The 25,080-nt window shown below is 68.2% G+C and carries 23 protein-coding genes and 1 pseudogene; 11 read left to right on the plus strand and 13 right to left on the minus strand.

The window, feature by feature from the left end; genetic code table 11:
• Positions 1-5: 5 nt before the first annotated feature.
• Together aztA and DL991_RS29520 are read left to right on the plus strand one after the other, a co-directional pair.
• On the plus strand, positions 6-755 hold the full coding sequence (aztA, locus tag DL991_RS29515) for a zinc ABC transporter ATP-binding protein AztA (protein WP_125787630.1): 750 nt from the start codon (positions 6-8) through the stop codon (positions 753-755).
• A gap of 28 nt (positions 756-783) precedes the next feature.
• Complete coding sequence (locus tag DL991_RS29520; protein WP_233599055.1) at positions 784-1,377, plus strand: SMI1/KNR4 family protein; 594 nt, start codon at positions 784-786, stop codon at positions 1,375-1,377.
• On the opposite strand, the gene DL991_RS29525 is transcribed toward DL991_RS29520, so the two are convergent.
• The 6 genes from DL991_RS29525 to DL991_RS29550 are packed head-to-tail and all read right to left on the minus strand — an operon-like array spanning position 1,364 to position 8,676.
• A complete protein-coding gene (locus DL991_RS29525) occupies positions 1,364-2,092 on the minus strand; it encodes an alpha/beta fold hydrolase (protein ID WP_125787631.1) in 729 nt (242 codons plus the stop codon). The genes DL991_RS29520 and DL991_RS29525 overlap by 14 nt on opposite strands.
• Entirely contained in the window at positions 2,089-3,360 is a 1,272-nt protein-coding gene (locus DL991_RS29530) for a transporter (protein WP_125787632.1), read from the minus strand. Before DL991_RS29530 ends, DL991_RS29525 begins: the two co-directional genes overlap by 4 nt.
• Before the next feature lie 2 nt (positions 3,361-3,362).
• Positions 3,363-3,875 carry a hypothetical protein gene (locus tag DL991_RS29535; RefSeq protein ID WP_125787633.1) on the minus strand — a complete coding sequence of 171 codons (513 nt, stop codon included), beginning with the start codon at positions 3,873-3,875 and terminating at the stop codon, positions 3,363-3,365.
• Positions 3,872-6,019 (minus strand): hydantoinase/oxoprolinase family protein, encoded by a 2,148-nt coding sequence (locus DL991_RS29540; RefSeq protein ID WP_125787634.1) that lies wholly within the window; start codon positions 6,017-6,019, stop codon positions 3,872-3,874. The genes DL991_RS29535 and DL991_RS29540 overlap by 4 nt, the downstream gene beginning before the upstream one ends.
• A 24-nt stretch (positions 6,020-6,043) precedes the next feature.
• Positions 6,044-7,666: an FAD-dependent oxidoreductase gene (locus DL991_RS29545; protein ID WP_125787635.1), complete on the minus strand. Its 1,623-nt coding sequence runs from the start codon at positions 7,664-7,666 to the stop codon at positions 6,044-6,046.
• An 8-nt stretch (positions 7,667-7,674) separates the two neighbouring features.
• Positions 7,675-8,676 carry a LacI family DNA-binding transcriptional regulator gene (locus DL991_RS29550; RefSeq protein ID WP_125787636.1) on the minus strand — a complete coding sequence of 334 codons (1,002 nt, stop codon included), beginning with the start codon at positions 8,674-8,676 and terminating at the stop codon, positions 7,675-7,677.
• A gap of 192 nt (positions 8,677-8,868) precedes the next feature.
• Here DL991_RS29550 and DL991_RS29555 point away from each other — a divergent pair, with 192 nt between their 5' ends.
• Positions 8,869-9,867, plus strand: a complete 999-nt coding sequence (locus DL991_RS29555; RefSeq protein WP_125787637.1) for a hypothetical protein — start codon at positions 8,869-8,871, stop codon at positions 9,865-9,867.
• Here DL991_RS29555 and DL991_RS29560 read toward each other — a convergent pair.
• The gene (locus tag DL991_RS29560; RefSeq protein ID WP_125787638.1) at positions 9,813-10,427 is read right to left on the minus strand and encodes a TetR/AcrR family transcriptional regulator; all 615 of its coding nucleotides are present in this window, start codon (positions 10,425-10,427) and stop codon (positions 9,813-9,815) included. The genes DL991_RS29555 and DL991_RS29560 overlap by 55 nt on opposite strands.
• Before the next feature lie 88 nt (positions 10,428-10,515).
• Between DL991_RS29560 and DL991_RS29565 the strand changes: the two genes are divergently transcribed.
• The gene (locus tag DL991_RS29565; protein WP_125787639.1) at positions 10,516-10,977 is read left to right on the plus strand and encodes a nuclear transport factor 2 family protein; all 462 of its coding nucleotides are present in this window, start codon (positions 10,516-10,518) and stop codon (positions 10,975-10,977) included.
• Positions 10,978-10,990: 13 nt separating this feature from the next.
• On the opposite strand, the gene DL991_RS29570 is transcribed toward DL991_RS29565, so the two are convergent.
• Complete coding sequence (locus DL991_RS29570) at positions 10,991-11,674, minus strand: class I SAM-dependent methyltransferase (protein ID WP_125787640.1); 684 nt, start codon at positions 11,672-11,674, stop codon at positions 10,991-10,993.
• 21 nt (positions 11,675-11,695) lie between these two features.
• Entirely contained in the window at positions 11,696-13,324 is a 1,629-nt protein-coding gene (locus tag DL991_RS29575) for a Na+/H+ antiporter (RefSeq protein WP_125787641.1), read from the minus strand.
• A 241-nt stretch (positions 13,325-13,565) separates the two neighbouring features.
• On the opposite strand from DL991_RS29575, the gene DL991_RS29580 reads away from it, so the two are divergent.
• The 4 genes from DL991_RS29580 to DL991_RS29595 all read left to right on the plus strand — a co-directional run bounded on the left by DL991_RS29580 (position 13,566) and on the right by DL991_RS29595 (position 17,627).
• Entirely contained in the window at positions 13,566-14,606 is a 1,041-nt protein-coding gene (locus DL991_RS29580) for a DUF2891 domain-containing protein (RefSeq protein WP_125787642.1), read from the plus strand.
• A 7-nt stretch (positions 14,607-14,613) separates the two neighbouring features.
• Complete coding sequence (locus DL991_RS29585; protein ID WP_125787643.1) at positions 14,614-15,105, plus strand: DinB family protein; 492 nt, start codon at positions 14,614-14,616, stop codon at positions 15,103-15,105.
• 530 nt (positions 15,106-15,635) lie between these two features.
• Positions 15,636-16,037 (plus strand): hypothetical protein, encoded by a 402-nt coding sequence (locus DL991_RS29590; protein ID WP_233599056.1) that lies wholly within the window; start codon positions 15,636-15,638, stop codon positions 16,035-16,037.
• Positions 16,038-16,163: 126 nt separating this feature from the next.
• Positions 16,164-17,627 (plus strand): trypsin-like serine protease, encoded by a 1,464-nt coding sequence (locus tag DL991_RS29595; RefSeq protein ID WP_233599057.1) that lies wholly within the window; start codon positions 16,164-16,166, stop codon positions 17,625-17,627.
• A gap of 68 nt (positions 17,628-17,695) precedes the next feature.
• Here the strand turns inward: DL991_RS29595 and DL991_RS29600 are convergent, their stop codons facing one another.
• Positions 17,696-18,184 (minus strand): hypothetical protein, encoded by a 489-nt coding sequence (locus DL991_RS29600; protein WP_233599058.1) that lies wholly within the window; start codon positions 18,182-18,184, stop codon positions 17,696-17,698.
• 288 nt (positions 18,185-18,472) lie between these two features.
• Between DL991_RS29600 and DL991_RS29605 the strand changes: the two genes are divergently transcribed.
• Positions 18,473-18,709, plus strand: a complete 237-nt coding sequence (locus DL991_RS29605) for a hypothetical protein (RefSeq protein ID WP_125787645.1) — start codon at positions 18,473-18,475, stop codon at positions 18,707-18,709.
• Here the strand turns inward: DL991_RS29605 and DL991_RS29610 are convergent.
• Positions 18,696-18,944 (minus strand): annotated as a pseudogene (locus tag DL991_RS29610) (aldehyde dehydrogenase family protein); the annotation flags it as partial. The gene DL991_RS29605 and the pseudogene DL991_RS29610 sit on opposite strands and share 14 nt — an antisense overlap.
• A gap of 425 nt (positions 18,945-19,369) precedes the next feature.
• On the opposite strand from DL991_RS29610, the gene DL991_RS29620 reads away from it, so the two are divergent.
• Positions 19,370-20,467, plus strand: a complete 1,098-nt coding sequence (locus DL991_RS29620) for a calcium:proton antiporter (RefSeq protein ID WP_125787646.1) — start codon at positions 19,370-19,372, stop codon at positions 20,465-20,467.
• Positions 20,468-20,521: 54 nt separating this feature from the next.
• Positions 20,522-22,513 carry an NAD-dependent DNA ligase LigA gene (gene ligA, locus DL991_RS29625; RefSeq protein WP_125787647.1) on the plus strand — a complete coding sequence of 664 codons (1,992 nt, stop codon included), beginning with the start codon at positions 20,522-20,524 and terminating at the stop codon, positions 22,511-22,513.
• Positions 22,514-23,019: 506 nt separating this feature from the next.
• Here ligA and DL991_RS29630 read toward each other — a convergent pair.
• Positions 23,020-24,159 (minus strand): family 2 encapsulin nanocompartment cargo protein terpene cyclase, encoded by a 1,140-nt coding sequence (locus DL991_RS29630; RefSeq protein WP_125787648.1) that lies wholly within the window; start codon positions 24,157-24,159, stop codon positions 23,020-23,022.
• 25 nt (positions 24,160-24,184) lie between these two features.
• Positions 24,185-25,048: a geranyl diphosphate 2-C-methyltransferase gene (locus tag DL991_RS29635; RefSeq protein WP_125787649.1), complete on the minus strand. Its 864-nt coding sequence runs from the start codon at positions 25,046-25,048 to the stop codon at positions 24,185-24,187.
• Positions 25,049-25,080 lie beyond the last annotated feature (32 nt).

Here is a 25,080-nt window from a genome sequence, read left to right on the forward strand (position 1 = left end):
GTGGGATGACCCCGGACACAACGGCACTCACGATCGACCGCGCGCACGCGCACTACGGGCCCCGCGAAGTGCTGCGCGGGATCACGGCTCAGGTGCCGTCGGCCCGGCTCACCGCCGTCGCCGGCGCGAACGGCGCGGGCAAGTCGTCGCTGCTCAACCTCGTCGCGGGTGTCCTGCCGCCGACCAGCGGTTCGGTGACCCGGCGGAATCCGGGGCGCGTCGCCTACGTGACCCAGCAGAGCGAGGTGTCACGATCGCTGCCGATCACCGTGCGCGCCACCGTGACGATGGGACGCTGGGCGCACCGCGGTCACTGGCGACGACTGTCCAAGGTGGACCGGCAGATCGTCGGAGAGTGCTTGGAGCGGCTGGAGATCACGTCGATCGCGGACCGGTTGATCGGCACCCTCTCCGGCGGGCAGCGTCAACGGGCACTGGTGGCGCAGGGGCTGGCCCAGCAAGCCGGACTGTTGCTGCTCGACGAGCCATCGGCCGGTCTCGATCTGCACGCCCGCGGCCTGATCGACGAAGCCCTGCGTGCCACCGTCGCCGAGGGCACGACGATCCTGCGTGTCACGCACGACCTCGAGGTGGCGGGCCGGGCCGATCACTGTCTGCTGCTGCAGGACGGCCGCCTCGTCGGCGAAGGCGCGCCGGCTTCGGTGCTGACCCCGGAGCGCGTGGCGGAAGCGTGGGGCCTGCCTGCCCACATCCAATCGCCCGCTTTCGCGCCGGAGGCCGCCGATTCTCGCTAGGGTGGTCCGCCGAGTGAAGGGGGCACCGGTGGAAGAGACGTGGCGGCGCATCATGGCCTTGTTGTCCGAACACGCGCCGGTCACCGCGCGGGAGATCCGGCCCCCGGCGCCGGTCTCGGACCTCGATCATCTCCGAAACCGCGTCGGCTTCGAACTCCCACCCGAGCTGCTCGCCTGGTGGGCACTCATGGACGGCGTCGACGACCAGCGCGTCCGCGGAGCTGGGTACCTGATTCCGAAGGGCTACCTGCCTCTTTCGGTGACGCGAGCCGAGGACGAGTACGCCAGGCAGTCGCAGTACCCCGACCCGGACTGCTGCACCGCCGAAGGAACGCACCGCAAGAAGGCAGGACAGGACGGATTCCCGTTCTGCACAGCCATTCTCCCCATCGGCCGGGCCATCGACGGAGGCCTGCTGTGCGTCGACCTCCGGCCGGGCGAGCACCACGGTTGCGTCATGGAGTGGTACGCCAGCGACGGGATCTACTGGTCCGACTGGGCGTGCGTGACCGAGATCCTCGACGAGATCGCCGAGCGGCTCGACAACTACGTCCACGACCGTGAACTGCCCTACCGCGAACGGCATCCCGTCATCAGCGAAGGCGAGCTCAGCTGGCCTTGACCCGCGAAAGCCACCTCGCGGTGACGTCGAGTGCTTCCCGCGCGGTACTCCCGAACCCGTGCCCCGCGCCGGCAAGAGAGTGCCAATCCGTCGCGGGTCGCGCGAGAGCGGTCTCCCGCGCGATGTCGTGGGAGACGTGCTCGTCCCCCGAACCGTGGACGACGAGCGCGGGCATCGTGGACGCCAGGAAGCCGCCACGCGGGTCGAGACGAGCGAACTCCTCGAACAGCGCGGCCCCGAGCTTGAACCGTCCTTCGATGTCCAGGAACCCGTTCTCTGCCAACGAAGTCCGGTCCGAGTACAGGACAACACCCCGGGGCAGCTCCGGCTCCAGGAAGGTCCGCCGCAGGTCGAGCACCGGCTGCCAGAGCACGATCCGACACACGGGTAGCGACACCAGTGACAGTGTCGTGCTCACCGCGCCGAAACTCGAAGCCACGACCGAGACGGGTCCGTCCGCCGATTCCACCACAGCACGCAGATCGAGAAGTTCGCCCGCGATGGTCATGTCCCTCGGCCGGCCCTCACTGCGGCCGTGTCCGCGAAACGAGAACCGCAGCACCGCGAATCCCGCCGCGGTGAGCCTCGGGGCCAGCGCGGTGAAGAGTCCATTCTCCTCGAGGTCCGCGGTGATCCCGTGGACGAGCACGACGGTCTCCGGGCCGCCTTCGTGCCGGACGTGGTCGAGCCGGAGCCCGTCGGACGTCGTGATCACAGGTACAGCACCGCCGTGAGCACCATGCCGCCCAAACCGACCAACCAGGTGTAGGGCAACGTCGAGACCATCGCGCGCTCAGGCCGGACACCGGCGTACTGCGACGCCCACACCGTCTGGGTGCTGGTGGGATCGGAGACGCTGAACACCTGGTTGTAGGACGCCATCAGCCCGACGACGGCCGGAAGCGGATAGATCCCGCCGGTCACCAGCACGCCCGCGACACCTGCGCCGAGCCCGAACACGTTGAGCGGGCCGCGGAACAGGCAGAGCGGGACGAGGGCGGCGAAGACCACGACGAACCACACCGCGCCGGACGGGCTGATCGCCGCCACGATCGGTGTCAGCGCGCCCTTCGCGCCGGGAAGTTTCACCGCGGCGAGAAGCATCCCGATCGCCACGAACAGCGCGATCGGCGGCGCCGCGACGTCGAAAGCCTTGTACAGCGAACGCAGACCGCGTCCGCTGAGCTCGCCCCATTTGGTCGTCGTCACCAGTGCGTAGACCACGCCCGCCAGGAGGGACGGCACGATCGGCACCGCGAACCCGAGGGCGAGGACGATCGGCAGGAGTGGCGCCAGGAGCGCGTACCAGGGCGCGTCGCCGCGTCGGACGCGAGCCTTCGGCCTGTCCAGTTTCACCGCCCACGTGTGCCGGGCGCCGCGCCGCGTCTGGATGAGGACGTACGCGATGCCCACGACGAGCGCCAGCGGGAACAGTTTGATCATGATCGACTTGACGTCGGAGACCGGCGAGCCCAGCGCGTCGGACAGGAACTGCCACACGGCGAGTTCGAGCGGCGAACCGGCGGAAATGCCCATCAGCACCGTGCCGCCCGCGGCCACCGGGCTGACGCCGACGGCGATCATGGCAGGGATGCCGACGACACCGGCGAGCATGGCCGCCGGAGCGGAGCCGGTGATGCTGCCGCACAGGATCGACACGGCGAACACGCCGAGCGCGACGACCGACGGCCGTTCACCGCCGAACTCGACGATCTTGCGCACGAGCGTGCCGGCGATACCGGTCTCGTCCATGAGCGTGCCGAGCCAGGATCCGAGCAGGACGGCGATCATCGTGGACGCCAGCGTCGCGGAGCCGGTTTGGAGCACGCCGGTCAGGATGCTGTCCTTCGCGCCGGCCAGCGGCGCCCCGGCGAGTACGGCGATGCCGAGCGCCAGCAGCACCAGCGCGAACGCGGTGGGCAGCACCCGGGTGAGCATGAGCACCACGCCCACCGCCATCAGGACGAGAATCGCGATACCCATGGTCAGTTCCCTCCCGCGAGCGCGGTGGTGATGAGCAGCGGGCTGACGGCCAGACCGCTGCGGTGATGGGCGAACCGGTGCGCGGCGATCTCCTCCGCACCGGCGACGTGTCCGCGCAGCCGCAGCGGGCCGAGCCGGATCGCCAGATGACCGAGCCGTCGGTTCAGCTCGCGCACGTCGAGCCGATGGTGCGCGAGTTCGTGTGCCACGGCGGCACTGCGCAGTGCTTCGCGGGTGACCGGCCATCCGCGTGCCTGTGCCAGTTCTTCCACCCGGCGCAAGGCCTCGGTGTACACCACGACGGTGCCGCGCTGATGCTCGGCGAGCAGCAGTACATGGTCGCCGACGCCGCCTTCCCGTTCCACGACCTCGATGTCGCCGGAATCGCTCCCGGCGGCCAGCTCGTCGCCGTAGGCCAGCGCGATCTCCGCCCAGGTGCGCAGCTGTTCGTCGGAACGGTTCTCGTGGGTGGGCGTCGCCCGCAGCAGGCAGACGGCCAGATCGACGTCACTCATCGACGGTCCTGGATGATCATGACGACCGGCTCGTCACTCGCCCGGGTCTTCAGCTCGGCTCCGGCGAGTGCGAGCAGCTGGTCCCTGTCGAGCACCCCGGACAGATCCGCGATCTTGGGTCCCACGAGCAACCAGACCGCCGGTGCGCGGGAACCGCCGTCGCCGTAGCGGGTGTGCTGATCGGCGAGCGTGGCCAGCCGCCCTTGAGCGGCACCGGCGTCGGAGGTCTCGACGACGGCCCCGGCACCGTGCAGCCGGATCACGCCTTCGCCATCGACGACCCGTACGTGCCGGACCGGCTTCGTGAACCGGCCGAACAGGCCCTGGCGCCGGGCGGACGCGGCGAACACGCGATGGTGCGCGGTGGCCGCGACGTGCCTCAACCCGTCACGCCCGACACCGATGCTGCGCGCGACCGCGGCACCGACCGTCTCCTCGTCCACTGTGGACGCTCGATCCTTCGTGCGCAGTTCGGTGGCGCCCGTGGCCACCGCCCGCACCAGGTTGCGCTGCGGGTCCACCGTGACGTCGACCTCGACACCGGCCGGATCGGCGCCCTGCGCGACGACCGCGGCCTCGGCTTCCGTCCGCACGGCGAGGATGTCGGCGTTGGAGGGACTGGGCACGATCCGCTCGACCGACTCCCGGACCAGCGCCAGCGCCGCGCCGAGCGGGCTGATCACCTCGGCGTGCGCGGCGATCCGCCACTCGTGCCCGGAATCCTCGCCGAGGAACGGGGTGACCGCGGCGGCACCGCCTCCGCCGCCGACCAGGGTCGGCCGGTCCAGCCGGTACTCCCGGATCAGCTCGTCGACGACCGCGCGCACCGGCTTCACCGCCTGGCGCAACACCGCCCGCGCGGCTTCCTCGGCCGAAATGCCCAGGGCCGCGGCGAGTGGTGCCATCGCCAAGTGCGCGGATTCCGCCTCGGAACGCGCGTAGGAGTCGGCAGGCACGACACCGAGCGCGTTGGCGGCGCACGTCAAGGTGAGTGCGTACCGCTTGCCGTCGGCCACCTCCAGCGCCACGTAGTCGTTCGGATCGTCCGGCCGTGGAGAAACGGCGACCAATTTCGCTCCGGCCAAGGCCGACGCCGGCGCGAAACACGCGTACGGCAGGCCCGCGATATGCGCGCTGCGTGGCCCGACGTCGGTCACCGCGCGTCCGGAGAACCGGATCAGGGAACCGCCCCCGATGCCGATCGTGCGCACGTCGAGCGCGGGCAGGTAGGTTTCGTGCCCGCCGAGGTGGGCGTGACGCACCAGCACCCGGCCGCGGCGGACCACGCTGATGTCGGTGGACGTACCACCCGTCTCGAGGAACAGCCCTTCGCTGAGCTTCTCCCCCATCAGCGCCCCCGCCACTCCCGCGGCAGGTCCGGAAAGCGCCGTCAGCAGCGGACGGCGCCGCATCTCCGGCAGCGACATGACCCCGCCGTCGCCGCGGACCACCATCAACGGCGCGGTCACGCCCGCCCGGCGCACACTCGCCTCGACCAGGTCGGCGGTCGACACCATGCGCGGCATGATCCCCGCGTTCAGCACGGCGGTGCGAGCCCGCTTCGTGAGGCCGTAGAGGCCGGTGATCTCGTGCGTGGCCGTGGCGAGCAGACCGCGGTCCCGCGCGGCGGCCGCCACCGTCCGCTCCCCTTCCGGATCGTCCACACTGAACGGTTCGACGGCGACGACCACCTCAGCCCCTTGACGGACCAGGTCCTCGACGGCCGCGCCCGCGTCGGAGAGGTCACGCACCGGCGCGAACCGCACCGGGAGTTTCCGCCCGGGCGCCAGTTCCGTCTTCGCGAACGCTCCCAGCCTTCGCGTGGCGAAGGCGTCGAAACCGGTCCCGACCCCGGCGATCCCGACCGTCGCCACGTCACCTTCCAGCAGCGCGTTGGTCGCCTGGGTGGTGCCGTGCGCGAGGAACGAGACGTCCTCCGCGCCTATGCCGACGTCGGCGCGGAGTTTCTCCAGCGCCTCGAGGATGCCGTGGGCGACACCGTCTTCGTGGTCGTGGCTGGTCGGGACCTTGACCTGGCCGAGCAGCTCGAACGTACGCGCGTCGACGGCGACCGCGTCGGTGAACGTGCCACCGACGTCGATGCCGACGCGAACCGGAGTGGGCTGGGACGACTCGGACCTCACTGTCCGCACCTCCTGGGGAATGGGTCAGTAACCGCGGACTTCCGGCCAGCGCCGTTCGACACCGGCGCGGTCCAGCACCCGGGCGAACTCCTCGAACCGCGCCGGCTCCTCGCGGACCGCGTGTGGTTCGCCGCCTCCGCGCAGTGCGAACCCGGCGAGGTGGCCGGCGACCTCGCCGACGTTCCACTCCACGGGGTGCAGCCGGTGGCAGCCGTTGGTGATGTGGGTCGTGCCGATGTTCTTGCCCGCCGGCAACAGGTTCCGCATCCGCCGGGGCAGCAGCGCGCCGAGCGGCAGCTCGAACGGCACGCTCGGGACGTCGACGTAGGTGTCCCCCGCCGTGGACGGATGCAGGTCGATCCGGTAGCTGCCGACGCCGACGGAATCCTCGCGGCGTTTGCGGCCCGTGGGCCCGAGCACGTCGAGTGAGACGTCCTGCTCGACGATCGTCGTGACGGCCAGGATCCGCCGTGCTTCACGCACATAGGCGGCTTTGGCCAGGCCGTCTTCCGTGTCGACGATGTCCCGGCGGAGTTTCAGCCCGGGGAAACCGGTGCCACCGTCGAGCCTCGGCGCCTCGGTCTGCAACCAGTACAGCACCGACAACGAGAGCTGTTTGGCCTCGTGATGCGCCAGCGCCACGTCCTCGGCGGTGCTCACGCCGTCGATCTCGACCGCGGGCCGCAGCCAGTAGTCGTTGAGCGGCCAGTTCACCAGCGTGACGTCCGAGTCGAACGCGCCCGGCCGGTGCAGTTTCCTGGCGAGGATCCGGCGGAAGCCCCACAGTTCCTTGTCACCGGCGTCGGCGCTCTGGTCCGCGCTCACCGCCAGCGGATCGGTGTCCGGGTTCGGGGCGAAGGTGCGGCCGACCGGCGCCAGCGAACGCGGATCCGGGGCGAGGAAGCCGAGCAACGGGCCCGGCCAGAAGTCCGGCTGGTATTCGCGCCAGAAGCCGAACATCTCCGGCCGGTCGATCGTGTGGTCCTCACCCGCGTGGTGCGACAGGGCGAAGCAGTAGGTGATCCCTTGGAGATTGCCGGGATCGGCCTGCTCAGGGGCGTGAGGTTCGCCGTGGTCGGACTGGGCTTCGGCACCGATGGCGAACTCGGTGCCCGTGAGCGGCAGTAGGTCGCCGTTCTCGGTCGCGTCGAGCACGTACTCCGCGCGCACCGTGGTGCGCTCCCCGCCCGGCCCCTCGAAGGTGACGGCGTCGACCCGGTCGCCGCTCACCTCCGCCGCGACCGGCCGATGCCTCAGCAAGACGGTCAGCCGCCCGGCGGCCCGGTGGGGTGCCAGCATCGCCTCCAGTACGGCGAGCGCCACCCGCGGTTCGTGGCACAGCTTGCTCACCCTGCCTGCTCCGGGGTTCAAGTCGGCCAACGCGGCCGCCTCGGCACGCAACGGGTAGTGCCGCCGGTAGTAATCGCGCACGCCCTCGCGGAAAGCGCGATAGGTGGCCGTACCGCCGAAGCGTTCGATCCACGGGTTCTCGTCCGGGGGAACCGCCTGTGCGGTGAACTGACCGCCGAGCCAGTCGGTCTCCTCGGTCAGCACGACGTGATGCCCCGCCGAGGCGGCGGCCAGCGCGGCGGCGACGCCGCCCACCCCGCCGCCCGCGACGAGTATCTCGGTGCCGAGTTCGAACATGGTTGGTCCTATCGGGATCGAGGTGGGCCGACCTGTACGCCGTCCACCTGTGGGCATCGCAGCAACTGCTGCGGCGCGGTCGTCTTTTCGGTCACGAGGTCGACCAGCAGCCGCACCGCGCGTCTGCCCATCTCCCGCATGGGGACCTCGAAACCGCTCACGGCCGGCGGTCCGCCGAGCACCGCCAGCGAAAGATCGTCCGGAGTGGAGAGTCCGGCCATGTCGACGGCACGCTGGACCGCCCGGTACGCCGTGCCGGTGTCGGTTCCCTCCACCACCACGGCGGTGACCCCGTCGTCGACCCAGCCACGCACGGTCGTCGCGGTCAACTCCATGCCCTGTAACCGGACGACGCCGGTATGTGGGGCCGCTCGCAGCACTCCACGCTGCCGGTCCTCCGACGACGGCGCCTCGTCGGCCTCGCGCACATAGCGGATCTCGCGGTGGCCGAGATCGAGCAGTCGCCGTAGCACCAGCGCCGACGCGGTCACGTAATCCGCGCCGATGTAAGGGATCCGGCCACCGAGTTCCGGACGCCGTCCGATGTAGACCAACGGGAACCCGTCGTCCACCAGCCGCGACACCGGCCCCTCCGGCACATGCCTGCCGAAGAACAGACAGCCGTCGGCCAGCCGGGTGCGGCGGATCGCGGCCTCCTGGCGGGCACCCGGTCCGCTGGTGCCGGTGAACAGGATCAGGTCCTGGCCGAGATTGGCCGCCTCTTCCTCCACACCGGACAGAATCGGGTGGTAGGTATCCGTTTCGTCGGTAGGGAACGCACTCCGGAACGTGTAGAGGCCGAGCAGGTTCGACCGTGACCGGGCGAGCCGGGTGGCCACCGGATGCGGCACGTAGCCGAGATCCTGAGCCACTTCCATCACCCTCCGCCGGGTCGACTCGGCCATCCGCACGGAACGGTTCCCGCCGAGCACCACGGAAACGGTCGCCTGTGACACCCCGGCGATGCGGGCGATGTCCGCCTGCCGCGGCGGACGGCGTCCTGATGCCATTCCGTCTCCTCCAGGTGTGCTAATGCGGTTTAGCCGAGCATCTGTGCGAGATCCGGCGAAATCAAGGAAACGGGCCGATCCTGTCCGGTGTCGCCATTGAGCAGGACTAATACGTATTAGCGCCTTGACGGTGCACGGGGCGCTCCGAATGGTTGGACGAGCACGTCAACGCCGACGAGAGGGAGTGTCCGCATGACCGAACTGTCCCGCCGCGCTGCTCTGCGCGGAGCCGCCGGAGTAGGCCTCGGCCTGGCCGCGATACCCGTTCTGGGTGCCGGATCCGCGGTCGCGGCACCGGCCGGATTCCCGGAGTACCGCTACCTGCGCACCGCGTTCGACAAGAGCAAGCTGAAGTACAACCCCACCGGCGAACTGATCTTCCCGTGCATCCGCGGTGTCGCGGGCCGGGTCGCGAACCCGTTGGGCCGCTACTACCTGTACTACGCGCCGCACGACGCTCCGGGTGGGATCTGCCTTTCCTACGCGGACAGCCTCGAAGGTCCCTTCACCGAATACCCGGGCAACCCGATCGTCAAGAGGACCTGGAATCCGCACTACGACGTCTCACACGTCTCGTCGTCGCACGTGCTGTGGAACGAGGACGCACGCGAACTGTGGCTGTACTTCCACGGTGAGAACACCACGACCCGGCTCGCCCGGTCGAAGGACGGCATCCACTTCACCTACGACAAGGTCGTGCTCTCCACCGCGATGCTGCCCGCCGGCACCACGGAGACCTCCTACGCGCGGGTGTTCCGCCACAGCCTGCCTTCGCGCGGCGCGAAGTTCGTGATGGTCTTCATGATCAACGACAGGAGCAACCATCGTTCGATCGGCTGGGGCTGGTCCGCCGACGGACGGAACTGGACGTTCTCGCAGACCCCGCTGATCCGTCCCGAAGAAGTCGGTGCGAGCAACATCGGCGCCCCGACCATCGCCGAACGTGGCGGCTCGACCTACGTCATCTACCACGAGAACATCGAAGCCGGCGGCAACATGCTCATCACCGAGGTCGGCACCGATTTCGGCAAGCGCGAACACCTCGGCGTCTTCCATGCCCCGATGTCGGGCGCGCCGGACAACGGGCGCTGCGCGGCTCCTTCGTTCGGGACCATGGACGGGAAGGAGTACATGTTCTACGAAGGCGGCGCGAGGCTGGACGGCTCGATCGCGATCGCCCGCGCGGTCTGATTTCCGAGCAACACCGCGACGGCCTCACGCGCCTGCCGGGCCGGAGCCGGGTCACCGCTGATGCCCGCCGTCACGATCGCCCCCTCGGCGAGCAGGTACACCGGCTCGGCCATGGCCGACCCCGCGGCCAGCACCCAGGTCTCGATCTGCTCGTGGAACGCCTGTTTGTGTGCTCGCACCTCGGCAAGGACCGCGTCGGAGGCAGGACCGACCTCGCCGTGGGCGTTGATCCAGGCGCAACCGCGGAAACCGGGTTCGGCGAACCAGCAGCCAAGCCAGTCGAAGATCGACAGCACCCGCTCGCGGGGGTCCTGGACCTGCTCCACGTGGGCGGCCAAGCTCCCCCGCCACCGCTGATCACGCCGTTTGAGCATCGCCACCACGAGGTCGTCCTTGGCTTCGAAGAACCGGTAGATCCGCTTCAGCGACAGGCCGGACGCAGCGCGGAGCTGGTCCATGCCGACCGCCTGGATGCCGTTCTCGTAGAAGAGTTCCTCGGCGGCGTCTAGCAGGGCTTCGCGGTCCACGCGGTTCTGCTCGTCGGTGACGGCGGCCGGCATCGGGACTCCCTTGACGTTGAGAACGGTCGTTCCCTATCGTAGGCGCCAGACGTAGAGAACGCCCGTTCTCAACATGAGGAGGCCGAAGATGCCAGAAGATCGCCCGCCCTACCCGCCGTTCACGCGGGAGACGGCGCTGCGCAAGGTCCAAGCGGCCGAGGACGGCTGGAACACCCGCGATCCCCGCCGGGTGGCGACGGCGTACACGCCGGACTCCGTCTGGCGGAACCGGGACACGTTCGTCCGCGGCCGCGAGGAGATCGTCACGTTCCTGACCGCGAAGTGGGAGCGGGAACTGGACTACGCGCTACGCAAGAACCTCTGGGCGTTCACCGACGACCGGATCGCCGTCCGGTTCCAGTACGAATGGCATGACCACGCCGGTCAGCGGTGGCGCAGCTACGGCAACGAACTGTGGGAGTTCGACGAGCACGGGCTCATGAGCCGTCGCGAGGCGAGCATCAACGACGTGGCCATCTCCGAGAGCGAGCGGCGCATCCGCGGCCCGCGCCCGAAGGAGGAACACGGAACCGACTTCCCACTCCGGTGAGGCACCTCGCCGATCAGTCCACGATCGCGGCGATCTCCCACAATCCCAAGGACTTGTCGGCATAGGACCCGCCCTCTTCGGTACACCCTTCGACCAGCACGGCCAGCGGCTCCGGGAACCCGAACGGTTCCCTGCACAGGTTCAGCGGCCGCCAGTCACCCGTCGTGATGTCGGTGTTGGTGCCCAGCTCGGTGAAGGTCGTGGTCAGCAGGTACCGGGAGCCGCTTCGCCTGAGATTTCGCAGCGCCCGCTCGATGTCGGCGAAACTCAAGTGCACCAGGCAATCCCGGCACAGCACGAGGTCTGCCGACGGCAGCGGATCACCGGTCAGATCGAGCACCCGGAACTCGTGGACCGGATCGTCGTGGAACCGCGCGGCGTTCATCTCGATCAGGTCGGGGACGATGTCGGCGCCGATGTACCGGTCGAGGTCGAGGTCCACTTCACTGAGCCAGCCATAGTCCCCGCACGGGAGGTCGAGCAGGGTGCGCACCCCGAAACGATCGAGGAGGCCGGGCAGCCGGTCGCTCAGTTCCCGCGTCTGGACCGACTCGGAACCCGGCCCGGAGACCGACGAGGAACTCCACAACCGGGAGCGGAAAATGTAGGTGAAACGATCCTGGGTCCCCATGGTTTCGAGCTCTTCGGCGACCCGCCGGAAGTTGCGCTGCGCTGTGGTGATCGGTCGTTCGTCCACCCCTGGATGGTAGATCGATTCTCACGATTTGCCGGAAGACGGCATCAGCGCGTTCTCCTCGTGGTCGAGTTCGGTTTGCAGGATCCGCAGGCTGGCATCGGGCAACCGGCCGGCGTCACGCCAGCGAAGGAGCTCTTCCCGCTGCGCCTCGATGATGCTGTGCCGGGCGCGGACGGCCGCCTCGTATCCCGGAGCCCGGGGCGTGAGCGGGTTGTCCTCGAGGTAGGCCAGCCGCGCCCGGTAGCGCCGCTGACGGCTTTGAAGGTTCTTGCGCAGCGCCGCCACCGCCTCGTCCGGCACGTCGTCCTCTTCGACGAGCTGGTCCAGACGAGCGAGCGCCGCGTCCACGGCGGCGCTGCGTGCCTGATTACGCAGCCGGGCCTGATCCTGGACGTCGGCGCGCAGGCCGAGCCGTTTCAGGAGTGGCCCGAAAGTCACCCCTTGGCCAACGAGCGTCACCAAGACCACCAGGAATGCCGAAAACAGCAGCAGATCGCGCGCGGGGAACGGACTGCCGTCCGCGGTCACGACGGGGATCGCGAACGCGGCCGCGAGCGTGATCACCCCTCGGGTGCCCGCCCAGCTCAAGCCCGCGATCTCTTTGACCGTCAGCGCCCGCTCCGCTGCCTCCCCCGTTTCGTCCGCGCTGCCGAGCCGGGCGTGCAGCCGCCGCGGGAAGAGTTGGGTCAGCACCAGCCACAGCGGCCGGACCAGCAGGACCGCGCCCACGGTGACCACCGCGGTCAAGACCACCGAACCGGCCGGGTAGCCACCGAGCCCGGCGATGACGGCGGGCAACTGCTGGCCGATGAGCAGGAAGACGAATCCTTCCAGGAGGTAGTTGACCAGGCTCCACACCGCGCCCGTCTGCAACCTGCTCGCTCCCGTCTGGAGGCGGGGCGTCTGATGTCCGACGATCAACCCGGCCACCACGACGGCCAGGACACCCGAACCGTGGATGGTCTCGCCGAGCACGTAGGCGGTGAACGGCGTCGCCAGCGAGACCGCGTTCGCCGACAGGGGATCCGCCAGGACGCGGCGGGACAACCGCACCAGGAACGCCACGACCACACCGACCAGCAGGCCACCGATCGTGGCCAAGGCGAATTCGCCGGTCGCGAGCCCGAACGAGAAACTGCCGCCGACCGCGACAGCGAGCGCCATCTTGTAGACCGTCAGCGCCGTGGCGTCGTTGAGCAGCCCCTCGCCCTCGATCAGGGTCGACAGCTTCGCGGGCAGCCCGACCCGGCGGCCGACGGCCAGCGCCGCCACCGGATCCGGCGGCGCCACCGCCGCACCGAGCGCGATCGCGGCCGCGAGCGGGATCGCCGGGACGAGCCAGGTCAGCAACCCGCCGACCGCGAAGGCCGTCGCCAGCACCAGCAGGACCGAGAGACTGACGACCGAGCGCAACCTGCTGCGGATCGCCAGCAGACTCGAACCGAGCGCGGCGTTGTACAGCAACGGCGGAAGGATGACGTCGAGAACGAACTCTGGTTCCAAATGCAGATTCGGCCCGGGGAGCAAGGCGTAGACGAGCCCGACGACGGTCAGCAGCACCGGATCCGGCAAGCCGATCCGGTGACTGATCGCGCTCACCACGACGATGACGCCCAGCATGACCAGCACGAATCCGATTGCACCCAGCATGCCCCTTGTTCTACCTGACGGAAAAACCCGGCCGCGCGCGTGTCGTCCATCCAGTCACGCGTGTCGTCCGTCTGATCACACGTGCCGTCCCGTCAACCACTAGCCCCAGCAGCACGATGGCGCGTGAAGGCCTTCCCAAGTACGTGAAGGACCCCTTCACGTACTTCGTGCGACCACCGACACCGACCGTGCCACCTTTGCCTTACCCCTCGATAACACCCACGAGCCCCGGAGCAGACCGATGACCGAATGGGACGTCGAAAGAGACCAGCTGTTGAAGGCGAATGCCGGTGCACTGGCCGGGACCGCGCTGTCGAACGTCGTGCGCGAGTACCCGCACCACGAGAGCCACTGGCATCTCGAAGGCGTGCCCATCCTCTCCCCGCGCCTGTCGCATCCGTGCTTCTACGGCAGTTTCGACTGGCATTCCTGTGTGGAGATGTTCTGGGTGCTCGTACGTCTGCTGCGCCACCACGCCGAACTCGTACCGGCCGAGGAGATCCGCGAGTGCCTCGACCAACACCTGACCGTCGACGCCCTCGCGGGTGAGGTCGCCTACTTCGCCCCCGAGGAACACCGCACCACCCAACGGCCGTACGGCTGGTCCGCGCTGCTGGAACTCGCTTTCGAAACCGCCACCTGGGACGACCCGGATGCCGCACGCTGGTCAGCCGCGTTACAAGAGTTGAGCGCGGTCTTCGTGACCCGCTACCTCGGCTGGCTGCCGCGCACCACGTACCCGATCCGGTACGGGGTGCACGACAACGGCGCGTTCGGGTTGTCCCGCGCCCTGCCCTACGCCTGTCACCTCGCCGAGCAGGGCGACTCACGACTGCGCGACGTCATCGTCGAGACCGCCTGGCGCTGGTTCGGATCCGACCACGACTACCCGGGTGCTTGGGAACCGTCCGGAGCCGACTTCCTGTCCCCCGCCCTCGCCGAAGCCGAACTCATGTCCCGCCTGCTGCCCGCGACCGAATTCGCCGAATGGCTGGACAGGTTCCTGCCCGGCATCGCCGAGCGGAAACCCTCGTCACTTTTCACTCCGGCGACCGTGACCGATCCTTCCGACGGGCAGATCGCCCACCTGCACGGCCTCAATCTGCATCGCGCCTGGTGCTGGCACCGTCTCGCGTGCACCCTCCCCGAGGGCGACGACCGGATCCCCGCCATACTCGGGACCACGCACGCGCACACCCATGCCTCACTTTCACAGACCACCGGCGGTGCCTACATGGTCGAACACTTCCTGGCCTACTACGCACTCCTGCTGCTTGGTTGAGCCGGCGATGACCTGGTCGTTCCCGCGAATCACCATCGGCGCCGAACGCCGGCTGCTCGAAGCCATGCTGGACCGCAACCGGGCCGAACTGGTCGGTTCGGTGCGCGGTTTGTCGGAAGCCGACTCCCGACGGCGGCTCGTCGCGTCGATGACCACACCGATCGGCCTGCTCAAACACGCGGCGGTCGCCGAACGGATCTGGTTCCACCACGTCCTCGGCGGCGTGCCCGAGAACGAATGTGACGGTGACACGACGCCGGGCGACGCCAGTTTCGTCGTCGGGGACCACGAGACGCTGGCCGAGGTGATCGCCGAGTTCGAGCGCGCCAGTGCGCGTTCCCGCGTGATCGCCGCGGACTTCGACCTCGACGAGATCAAGACGCATCCCCGCGTCGGCGACGTGAGCCTGCGGTTCGTCCATTTGCTCTTGATCGAGGATTTCGCGCGGCACGCCGGGCACGGCGACATCCTCCGCGAACAGATCCTGTCCGAGGGGTGACCACCCGGTCAGACCAGTCACTCGCTGTTGGTGAGCCGAGTGAGGTCACAACAGGTGGCGGGACGACCGATCGAGTGAACCCACCGTGAGCACGGATGCTCGGGTTTGGCTGAAATTGACCGTAACCCGCTCTTGCGATCAGCATTCTGCATAGTGCCAAATCGTCGCGCACGACGACGAATATTCGGTACTCCACCTGCGAAGATCAGCTCGGCGGCAGATCGCGCCACGACCTGGCTCGACACCGGAAAGGCAAGTCGCCGGGCCGTCGAGGCCTCTCGACGTCATTGGGCCATTCGGCGCCACCCGCTACTTTTAGTAGTTTTCTGGGTCACCCAGACCGTTGAGCGACGCGTGCATACCGTTCAGCGCGACACACGCTGTACGACTGAACGGTCACAGTCCGCTTTCGCCAAGATGTTCTCAGCCGCACCGGTAAAGAACCGGTAACGCACGCGTGGCCCCCTGCTGTAACAGGAGGCCACGCGGATGTCCATTCGCCCGCTCGCTAGAACAAGGACAGGACAGCCGTGACCATACAGCCTGATAACGCGAAGACACCAGACAACGGTCCGCCCCGACGGGTCAAAGTCGTCATCGAGCACGTCGAAAAGCCGGCGCGGCGGGTCGCCACCTCCGCGGAAATGCTCCGCGCGGCGCGGCCTCTCCTGAGGAGCCCCGGGCGCCACCGCAAGGAGCAGACCAGGGACAGCTGGCTCTGCCTGGCGATGACGGTTCTCGCCGGCTGGGCGCCGACGCTGCGGATGTGTCTCCTCCTGGCGATCGGCGGCGGGATCGTCGTCGGCGTCATCAAGATCAGCACACCGGAGATCGGCGCTTCGGCGGGGACCTTCGTCGGTCTTCTGACCCTCTTCGGCGCCTGGATTGTCAAAGCCCGCCAAGGAAAACACCGGCGCGAGCCGAGTCTGTAGCCCGAACCCACGCCCCGTGCCGGTCGCGTCGCCGGCACGGGGCTTCGACATAGTCGGAAATTCTCCACATCCGGCCGGCGACCTCCGGTTGAATGATCGCGAAGTCCCGACATGTGAGGAGATCTCGTGCGGACAGCTAGAAGACTGGGGGCCGTGGCCGTTTCGGTGCTGGCAGCGGCCACGGCATTGAGCAGCCCGGCGTCGGCGGGCACCGTGCAGTCGTTCCACACCACGCTCGACCCCGCTTCGGTGCGGGAGTCGGTGCGTTACCTGGTCGAGAACTACCAGGTCGACGAACAGGAGGCGATACGCCGTCTGGAATTGCAGACCGACGGTGTCAAGCTGGACGAGCTGCTGCGCCGCGATCGCGGCGCCGAGTACGGCGGCATGTGGCTCGACCAGGAAAAGGGACAGCTGGTCGTGGCGATGACCGAGCCCGCGGCCGCCGAACCGTATCTGCGGGCGATGCCCGCCCGTTCCGACGTTCGCACACAACGGGTCCAGCACTCGTTGCAGCAGCTCACGGCGGCGAAGGAACGCGTCGCCGCGAAGGTCGGCGCCGGGCCGGAAGCCGTCTACCTTCCGGCGGTGAGCGAGTCCGAGAACCGGGTCGTGCTGTGGGAACGCGGCTGGGTGGCACAGGAGAAGGCGGCCATGCGCGCCGTCGCCGCCGAAGTCGACACCGCTCGCACGGCCGCGGCGGCGGAATCCGGCATGGTCGTGTCGCGCGTGCTGGCGAATCCCAACGCGCTCTCCACGCCGAACGTGGACTTGGGTTTCTGTCATCCGCTTTACTGCACCGGTTACGGCCCGATGCGCGGCGGAATCCGGCTGGATATGAAGCGGGACAACGGCACCTGGGGCGGCTGCACCAGCGGTTTCAACCTGCGGTCCACCGGCGGCGGTTTCCCCGGCAAGGGCTGGGTGCTGACCGCGGGACACTGCATGCGGACGAAGACCAACAACACGCCGACTCAGCACAACGGCAACGATGTGCTGCAGCAGCACGGCATCGAGAAGAGCTCGTACCCGTACGACTACGCGGCCTTGCCGTACGTCAACGACGCGGCGGCGACGAACTGGCTCGAAGGCCAGACCGGCCGCAACCGGGTGCTGAAGTACTGCCGCAACGGTGGCATGGACAGCAACGGTGACACCCCGTGCGGCGCGCAGGCCACCTCGGTCGACGAGTACATCACCGGCGCGCACAAGCTCGCCGACATCAAGGCGGGCTGGGTCGTCTGCGCCTCGGGGACCGCGTCGAGCGCGGTGAACTACCCCGATTCCGTGGACAGCGGCGCGGGCGCCGGCTACCTGGTCGGAACCCGCTGCGGTCGTGTCCTGTCCACGGACGTCGGCATCAACACCGACCTGTGCGCCCGTCCCGGCGACAGCGGCGGACCGCTGTTCAGCCAGGCCGATCACGCGGCGCTGGGCATCCTGGTCGGCAACCAGCAGTCCCGGTCGGGCTCCTGCCAGGCCGGTGAGCTGAACAACTACGCGCCGATCGAGACGATCACCACCGATCTCAGCGAGCGGATCGCGAGCCAGGGGTCGAAGTTCGCGGTGATCACCACTCCGAACGGCTGATCCTCAAGTACGTGAAGAGGCCCCCTTCGTCGCGAGACGCGATGAAGGGGGCCTCTTCACGTAACTTCTCAGGACGTCAGCAACGGACCCTCGTACCGCAACGAGTCATCCTCGCCGTACACCCGGACCGTCAACTCCGGCGGCTCCCACGGCGCGAACACTTCGTCGACCGTCTGGGGCACCGGCCCCAGGTCGACGTCCACCGCGAAGGTATGAGCCACGATGTCGGCTCCGACGACGGCGCCACCCGCATCGGCGACCTCCAGGCGGCTCACCCCGGCGTCGATCGCCCCGAGAACACCCGGCCTGCTGCTCCAGACCGCGAATCCGCGCTCGGTGGTGTCACTTCCGTACCCTCTGCTCATGATGTTGAACAGCGTGCTCTCTCCCTCCCGGAAGACGCACTCCGCCTCGGCGCCCGAATCGTTGTAGGCCAGCAGCCGCCCGTTCGCGCTGCCCGCCAAGAGCCGTGCGCCGGTGTGCCATCCGGCGTGTGACACCGCCTCCGTCGAGCCCGCGGTCTCCGCCGACCGATACAGCTCACTGAGGGCCGTCAACTCCGCTATCCACTGCTCGACTTCTTCATCCCTTGCTGGGGCCACTACGCGTGAACTCTCCTTTCCGACTGTCCACAATGGTCACCATTGAGGCTGACACACCCGGATGTCGATCACATCGGGGTTTCCCCGGAGATCGCTGGGGCCCGCTGCACGGTTCCGTGCAACCGACAGGCGTTAGGCCGGGCAGAGCAATCTCACGGCTTTCCCGTCATGGGGGTTTTGGTCGCACGTCGGAGTGTCGCCGGGGCAATCCCGGCGACACTCCGACGCAGAGGGGTACGGCTGATGACCGCGCAGCGCACGATCATGGACGAGATCGGCGAAATCGGTGTCTGGCTGACGGGCGAATTCGGCGGCCGCGTGTCCTCGACCATGATCAGCCGGGTGCTCAACGCGAGCAAACGCGACCTCGAAGGACGTATCGACCCCGAGGAACTGGGTGAGATGTTCTACACCCTCTGCCGGTTCCGGCTCCAGCGGATCGTGGCCGCCGACCAGCGGATCACCGTCAAGCTCCCCTGACGTTCACGGTGACGGTCTTGAGCTCGACGTACAGAGCGAGGGCCCGCGGCACCGTATTCACGGCCGAGGCCACTGGCCTTGAAGCCACCGAAGGGGCCGTCGAACCCGATAGATGCACCGTCGACGTGACCGTGCCGGTGCGGATCCGCCGTACGACGGCGAGCGCACGACCCTCGTCGGCCGACCAGACACCGCCGGAGAGCCCGTACTCCGAGTCGTTGGCGATGCGGACCGCTCTGCTGATCCAGCCCCTCCATCTGCCTCGAAGGAGGACATGGCCGCTCCGCGTGCGGCGGATCTGCTCGTCGACCCCTTCCTGGGTGGAGTTGGTGCGAGCTAGCGTCCGCCCTGCCCATGAGGATTCCGTCGCGTCAAGTGCCCGCTTCGCGACGATGGCGCGCTCACATCCTGCTTCTTGACGCCTTCGATCGGGGCGGGGACCTCCGGCGCCCGAGAAGTGGATCGGTGGCGGTTCACCCGATCAACGATCCCGGGCAGCGTCGTGCCGGACCAGAGCGTGAATGAGGCGTGAGTTAGGCGTGAATGTGGCGCACGGTTCCCTGAACAGGCTTTTCACAGACGATGCCGCCCACTAGGAACTTCGTCACCCGCTCCCCCCATGGAGCGGCGATGTCACGCTGAGTGTGCGATGGTGACGACATGGCCGCTTCGCGCAGACGATTCCCCGTGTCCTGGACCACCGTCATGCCGGTCCTCGCCATCGTCGTCCTGGTGCTGAGCTGGGGCCGCGAACTGGGCCCCGTGCCGGTGGTCGTCGTCGCGCTGGCGCTCGGCGGGACCGTGCTGGCCGCGGTCCACCACGCCGAAGTGGTCGCGCATCGCGTCGGCGAACCCTTCGGCTCGCTGGTGCTGGCGATCGCGGTCACGGTCATCGAAGTCGCGCTGATCGTGACGATGATGTCCTCCGGCGGCCCCGAGGCAGGCACACTGGCCCGTGACACCGTGTTCGCCGCGGTCATGATCACGATGAACGGCATCGCCGGCATTTCGCTCATGGTCGGCGCTCGCCGCACCGGCGAGACGCATTTCAACCCGGAGGGCAGCGGCGGTGCGCTCGCCACCGTGGCGACGCTCGCCACCGTCAGCCTCGTCCTGCCGACGTTCACCACCAGCACCCCCGGCCCTGCCTTCAACGGCACGCAGCTGACCTTCGCCGCTGTCGCCTCACTGCTGCTCTACGGCCTTTTCGTGCTCACCCAGACGGTGCGTCACCGTGACTTCTTCCTACCGGTCGACAGCGAGGGTTCTGTCAAGGAGGAGGAACACGCGGAACCGCCGACCGACAAGGCGGCGCTGACCAGCCTCGGGTTGCTGCTGGTGGCGCTGGTCGCCGTCGTCGGACTGGCGAAGGTCGAATCACCGGCGATCGAAGCGGGGGTCAGGGCGGCGGGCTTCCCGCAGTCGTTCGTCGGCGTCGTGATCGCCATGCTGGTCCTGCTGCCGGAGACCCTGGCCGCGTCCCGGGCCGCCCGACGCGACCGGATGCAGACCAGCCTCAACCTCGCCTACGGTTCGGCGATCGCGAGCATCGGGCTCACCATCCCGACCATCGCGCTGGCGTCGATCTGGCTGGACGGGCCGTTGATGCTGGGCCTCGGCGCCACACATATCGTGCTGCTGGCGCTGACGATCGCGGTCAGCGTGCTCACCGTCGTCCCCGGCCGCGCGACCCGGCTGCAGGGCGGGGTGCACCTGGTCCTGCTGGCCTCGTTCCTGGTCCTCGCCGTCAATCCGTGACACGAGTCCTCTTCGGACGGTGTTCTGTCGGTGGTCGCGGGTAATCTCTGCCCGGTGAACGCTCGGGACCGCATCCAAGAACTCGCCGATCAGATCGTCGTCCTTCGCGACGCCTACTACCGGGGCTCGCCGAAGGTGTCCGACGCCGACTACGACGCGATCGAAGACGAATTGCGCGGCCTCATCGAGGCCAACCCCGAGCTGACCCCGGATCCGAACCCGCTCGACCAGGTCGGCGCGCCCGCCATCCTGCACGCGCCCATCCGGCACTCGCGCCCGATGTTGTCGCTGGAGAAGGCGACCAAGCCTGAGCAGGTCGCGGCGTTCTTCACCCGCTTCCCGGGGCAGTCGGTGGTCGTCATGCCCAAACTCGACGGCCTGTCGCTGGCCCTGGTCTACGAGAACGGGCGGCTCGCCAGGGCCGTCACCCGCGGCGACGGGACCACCGGTGACGACGTGACCATGCTGGTGCGGGCGCTTACCGACGGCGTCCCGGACAAGGTCGACGCACCAGGCCGGGTCGAGGTCCGCGGCGAGGCCGTCATGCTGCGTTCCACTTTCGCCGCCTACAATAAGGTCCACCCGGACAAACCGCTGATCAACCCGCGGAACGCCGCCGCCGGAACGCTGCGTGCCAAGGACCCGGCCACCGTCGCCGAGCGGCGCCTCCAGTTCTTCGCCTTCGACCTCTCCACCGAACCCGACAGCGCCGAAACCGATCTCGACGGCGCGCTGAGGACGCTCGGGTTCGCCGCCGCCGACATGCGGCACTGCGAAGACGCCGATGCGGCGCAGGCCGTCATCACGACCATCGAGCAGCAGCGCAACGACCTCGATTACGACCTCGACGGTGCCGTGCTGCGCCTGGCCGATCGCGACGCCTACGCGGCCGCCGGAACCCGGTCCAGCTCACCGCGCGGCGCACTCGCGTTCAAATTCGCCGCGGAGGAGAAGACCACGGTGCTCGCCGACGTGGTCTGGGATGTCGGCAAGACCGGCAAGATCGCTCCCGTCGCGTGGCTGGAGCCGGTGTTCGTCGGCGGGACCACCGTCACCCGGGCGACACTGGCCAACCAGGAGGTCATCCGCGCCCGCGGCATCAAGATCGGCGACACCGTGCTGGTGCGCCGCGCCGGCGACGTGATCCCGTTCGTGGCGGGTGTCCTCGACGCCACCAAGCGCACGGGCGAGGAGCTGGAGATCGTGCCGCCGTCGGTGTGCCCCTCGTGCGAAGAACCGCTGACCGAACAGGGCAACAGTCGCGAGCTGTTCTGCACCAACGTCGCCTGCCCCGCACAGACCGTCCGGCGGCTGATCCACTGGGCGTCGCGTGCCGCCGCGGACATCGACGCGATCGGCGGGGTCTGGATCGAGCGGCTCGCCGAGGCCGGGATTCTCGAACACCCGTCGGACTTCTACCGGCTCACCAAGGAAACACTGCTGGAGTTCGACCGCATCGGCGAGATCTCCGCGACCCGCATGATCGAGTCCATCGACAAGAGCCGCGCCGTCGGTCTGCGCCGGGCGCTGATCGGGCTGGCGATCCCGATGGCCTCCGAAGGCACCGCCGCGCGCCTGTGCCGCGCGGGATTCGGTTCGCTGGAAGACGTCGCCGACGCGGGCGAAGAGGGCCTCGTCGCCGTGGAGGACATCGGCCCGAAGGTCGCCGCGTCCCTGATCGAGCACCTCACCCGACTGCGCCCGGAACTCGAGCGGCTGCGGGAGGCCGACGTCTCACTGGACGTGCGCGAAGAGGACCTTCCGCCGGTCGTCGCGGCCGGCGCGCCGCTGGCAGGCAAGACGGTCGTGGTCACCGGATCGATCAGCGACCCCCGTTCCGGAGAGAAGGTGCCGCGCCCCACCTTCCAGCGGTTATGCGAAAAGGCGGGCGCGAGCATCGCGTCGTCGGTCTCGGCGAACACGGACCTGCTCATCACCGGCGCCGACGTCGGGGCGAGCAAGCTGACGAAGGCCGAAAAGCTCGAAGTCGAGGTCGTGGACCAGGGCGTCATCTGGCAGCAGTTGATCGAGGCGGGCGTCGTTTAGCAGGAATCTCGTGAGTGGTAAGGACGGTTCTGGCCAAGGGTGTCCTATTGAGGGGTAGGGCAAAGGTGGCGTGAATGGGGTCGCCAAGGAGCCTGAAGCGCTCTTGACCGTCCATAAAGGACGCCAACCAGGCAACGGTGTCCATTTGGGTACTTCGCGTGGGGGTCGTGAGTGGCAATGAGGGTTCTAACCGTCATTGCCACTCACGACCCCCACGCGAAACCGTTCATATAGGCATCAACCAGACATTTCACCACTCGAAAATGTCCCTTGTGGACACTCAAGGGCGCGGCTGGCACCCGTAGTCGGTCCAGAGCCACGATACGAAGGCCTCCTGCCCACCTCGAAGCCATCGAAGGGCCCTTCCCTCGGCTCAGCCGAGGAAACCCGACCTTCACACCGTGCCGAGGTACATGAAGGACCCCTTCACTGCGACAGGCGCAAGGAAGGGGTCCTTCATGTACTCAAGAGGGCAAGAACACTGGTACGAGCCGGTCAAACCCTCGTTACCCCGCGGGCTTCGTCCGGTACCGCGGGCTCGTCGAGTGCCATTCGAAACCGCCGCCCATCCATCCCCGTAACCCGCGTAGGAACCGTTGCAGTTCAAGGGAAGGCACAGCGCTCAGCTTCTCGTGCGCCGCCTGGAAGTCCCGGACGACGTCGTTGTGCAGTTCGACGGTGATCGCCGTGGCCTCTTCGATCGAGCATTTCCGGTCGTCGGCGATCAGCAGGACCGCGTTGCAGGGCGGCGACTCATCCTCCAGGTCCTTGGCGACCGAGTGCACGTCGTTGACCAGCACGGACGCCGTGCCCGCTTGGATCGCCGCCTCACGGACCCGCGGGTCGTAGTAGAGGTTCGACGTCAGTTCGTAGCCGCCGAGGACGTCGATCAACGTCATCGACGTGTAGAAGCTGTCGTGCTGCCGGGCCGCGAGGTACTCCCAGGCGGGCGGGGATTTCCCGCTGTGGCGCCATGCCGCGTAGGCACTCCAGCTCACGAACATCGCGAAGGTCGAATAGCAGACCCGTTGGACCTGCGCGGCGGTCCCGGCTTGCCGCAGGAAGTCCGTCCCCGAGTTGAGGGCCACCAGAACCCGGTCGTTTCGCAGCGTTTCGTCGAGGTCGCGGCTGAATTCGCCCAGTGACGGCACCGGGTCCATGGCGGCCATCGCGAGCGCGAGCTTCGGCGGCAGCTCCGCCGGCACCGCACCGAGCGAGGTGTCATCGGCGTAGAGGTCGTCGGCCGCCCACCAGGCGGCGTTGAGCCGCGCGGAGATCAGCAGTTTGTCGGGATCCTCGCAGTCCGGGTGGGCGAGCATGACGAGCCTGCCGAAACCCGCCTTCCCGATCTGCTCGCATTCCTCCTCGCCGAACCCACACTCCCCCGCCCACAGGATCAGCCGTCGGTCGACCTCCTCGGCTAGCGGATCGTTGATGCGTTCGGTGACGGGGCAGTACAACGGCGGCGCGGACCCGTCGCCCCACGGCCGGTACGCGTACGCCGGGTCGAGAGCGGGTTCCCCCGGCGGCGGAGTTTCCTCCACCGCCTGGGGAACAGCGGTCAATCGGGCCACCAGCCGAGCGGCTGACGTGCCCAGTCCGCTCGGACCGGCCAGTAGTGTGGCGAGCGCACCCTGTTCGGTCATCGCTTACTCCGATGGTCTCGCGGGATCAGACGCGGTCCGCGGCGATCAGCAGGTAGTGGAAACTGCCTTCGCGATAGGCGTCCAGGAACGGGCCCTCGATCCCGGTCGCCACCGAGGACTTCGCCCGCAGTTCCCAGTACGGGATCGTGTCCGGCGTCAGGTCCACCACCGAGATCGGCACCAGGTCGTTGGCCGTCATGGCCTTGAAGTACTGGCTGCGCGGATGGATGTTGCAGGTGTAGTGCTGGTCGATCTGCGCGACGGCCTTGGACCGGCCACCGGTCACGTCGTTGTAGCAGCCGGTGATGGTGACGTAGCGCCCGCCGAACTCCAGCTGTCGCGCGTGCTCGGCGAAGAGCTCGTGGAGGTCCACGTACATGGTGCTTTCGTTGTTCCAGATCGCCTTGCGCGAACCGGTTTCGAAGCCGGTGTCGAGCATGTTCCGGAAGTGGTAGCGCACCCGGTCGGCGACGCCCCTGATGTCCGCCTGGTGATTGGCGAACTCGACCTGCTTCTCCGAGATCGAGATCCCGTCGACGTGGCAGCCGAACCGCGCGTTGGCCATGATGCTGGACCCGCCGCGCCCGCAGCCGGCGTCGAGGAGCCGGTCGTCCGGTTTGACGTCGCCGAGGTGATCGAGCAGGACGTCCGCCTGCGCGGTCTCCAGTCGGTGCATTTCGGCGATGATCCGCTCGTCACGGGTGTTCTCGGGGCCTTCCAGCACCGACCAGTCGACCTCGCCGATCCCGTAATGGTGGTGATAGAGCCCGTCCACATCGCCAAGACGCAGGTTGACCGGGTCCTTCTCCTTGTTCCAGTACGACGCCACCGACTTCTGGTATTCGGTGCGCAGCACCTTTGCGGGAGCGGGGGTACGGGCGATGGTCACGTGTGTGGTCCTTTCTGAAGCATTGTTGTTCG

Origin of the sequence: Amycolatopsis sp. WAC 01375 (assembly GCF_003947325.1) — a bacterium.
Classification (GTDB): Bacteria; Actinomycetota; Actinomycetes; order Mycobacteriales; family Pseudonocardiaceae; genus Amycolatopsis.